Source organism: Planktotalea sp. (assembly GCF_039984035.1).
Taxonomy (GTDB): Bacteria; Pseudomonadota; Alphaproteobacteria; order Rhodobacterales; family Rhodobacteraceae; genus Planktotalea.
Window position 1 is genome coordinate 1 of sequence record NZ_JBDWVM010000271.1, and the last position, 2,285, is coordinate 2,285.

At 53.8% G+C, this 2,285-nt stretch carries 2 protein-coding genes; both read right to left on the reverse strand.

Going from position 1 to position 2,285, the window contains the following annotated elements:
• A partial coding sequence (locus tag ABJQ89_RS12320; protein WP_348496528.1) for an FAD-dependent oxidoreductase occupies positions 1–1,532 on the reverse strand: 1,532 nt, incomplete at its 3' end.
• 14 nt (positions 1,533–1,546) lie between these two features.
• Positions 1,547–2,285: homocysteine S-methyltransferase family protein (locus ABJQ89_RS12325; protein WP_348496529.1), on the reverse strand; the 739-nt coding region annotated here is incomplete at its 5' end.

Here is a 2,285-nt window from a genome sequence, read left to right on the forward strand (position 1 = left end):
CCGCCGCCGACATAGTTCATAAAGGCCTCAGCATCGCGTCCTTCGACCCGAATTTTGCCGAAGGAAGACATATCATACATGCCCACATTTTCGCGCACCGCCATATGTTCATCGCGCACGTTGTCAAAGAAGTTTTGGCGCTGCCAGCTGTATTCATACTCAGGTTTTTGACCATCACGCGCGTACCAATTCGCCCGCTCCCAACCCGCCAGTTCGCCCATAGCAGCGCCTTTTTCCAAAAGCTGTGCATGGAATGGCGTACGACGCACACCGCGTGCAGTCATTTTCTGCAAATAGGGAAAGTGATCGGCATAAAGCAAGCCAAGCGTTTCTTTGGAGCGCTCGAACAAGTAGGTCTTGTTACCTTGGAACGGCTGCATGCGATTGATGTCCACATCGCCTAAATCAAAAGGCTTGTCGCCCGCATCCATCCATTGCGCCAGCGCAGACCCAGCACCACCTGCGGATTGAATACCAATAGAATTGAAACCAGCAGCGACCCAGAAATTATCGAGCTCCGGCGCGAGGCCGAGATGATAGGCATCATCAGGCGTGAAGCTTTCAGGTCCGTTGAAAAAGGTATGGATCCCAGCCTCGGCAAGCATTGGCATCCGTTCGACCGCGTTTTCTAGGATCGGTTCAAAGTGATCGAAATCTTCTGGCAGTTGATCGAACTCAAAGTCTTTCGGAATGTCCAAAGTCCACGGTTTAGACACTGGTTCAAACGCTCCCAGCAGCATTTTGCCTGCGTCCTCCTTGTAGTAGGCGCACTCATCAGGAACGCGCAGCACAGGCATTTGCGTCAGGCCCGGAATCGCCTCCGTCACGATGTAGAAATGCTCACACGAATGCAGCGGAACGTTCACGCCTGCCATGCGTCCGATGCTATGGCCCCACATGCCACCACAGTTCACGACATGCTCTGCTTCGATCGAACCTGTTTCACCGTTCTTATCTTTCCACGTCACGCCAGTGACACGGCGGCCTTCTTTCTGGATGTCGGTGACAAGGTAACCCTCTTTCACCAACGCCCCGTTCTGACGCGCGCCTTTGGCAAGCGCATGGGCGATGTTGGCAGGATCGCCTTGCCCATCGAGTGGCAGAAAAACCCCGCCAGTCACACCATCGATATTCAGATGCTCGTAGCGCTTTTTCACTTCTTCTGGCGAAATAGATTCTGCTTCCACACCAAAGGAACGCGCCATCGCCGCTTGACGATTGATCTCTTCAAGGCGCTCGTCGGTCAGGGCAACGGTGATCGAACCGCAGCGTTTAAAGCCCGTTTCGACGCCCGTTTCAGCCGCTAGATTACCGTAAAGCTCTTGCGAATATTTCGCGAGCTTCGTCATGTTCTTCGTCGCACGTAGCTGCGCGATCAAACCTGCGGCATGCCACGTCGTGCCAGACGTAAGTTGCTTACGCTCCAAAAGGACCACATCTTTCCAGCCAAGCTTGGCAAGATGATAAGCAACGGAGCAGCCAATGACGCCGCCCCCAATAATGACAACGCGGGCTTTTTTAGGAAGTGACATCAGGCGAATCCCTCTTAAACAATTGTGTGTCCCGCCGCGCGCAAGCGGCGAGCAATTTCAGCGATATGTGCGGGACTCACTTCGCAGCAGCCCCCAACCAGTGTTGCCCCGTGATCCACCCATGCCATGACGTGATCAGCATAAAGTGCTGGGGTGAAATCTTCGCGCAAGGTAAGCGCATCGACAGTTGGGCGATCTTCTAAAAAACCGTCGGAAATCTTGGTGAATCCATTAGCATAAGCGCCATATGGCAAATCGACCTTTGCCAATTCAACCAGTCCCGACAAAATCACCTCAGGCGCGGAGCAATTAACTAAAAGAGCGGCTGCGCCCATGTCTTTCGCGATCTTTGCAGCGTCCAAAAGAGACTCGCCAGAACGCAATTTGCTACCATCTTCGTCACTGACTGAGAACGCGCACCAGATGGGCGCTTCTGCTGCCTCAGCACCTTTCATAATGCAGCGGGTGTGCTCTAGCGAGACAACTGTTTCGCAGATCACCAAGTCAGTCTTGCCTTTGAATCCCTCCGCAACTTCCGCATAGAGCGGCACAGCAATTTCTGCTTTTGGGTGGATATCAGGCCGATAGCTCGCGCCGAGCGGTCCAAGCGCACCAGCGATACGACCAGATCCAAATGCCGCACGCGCGTTCTGCGCTTCTTTCAGGGCCATCGCTTGCAAGGTTTCAAATTGACCTTCGATCCCGACAGGCGCCAATCGATCCCGCTGAATCGCATAGCTGTTTAGCGTGGCA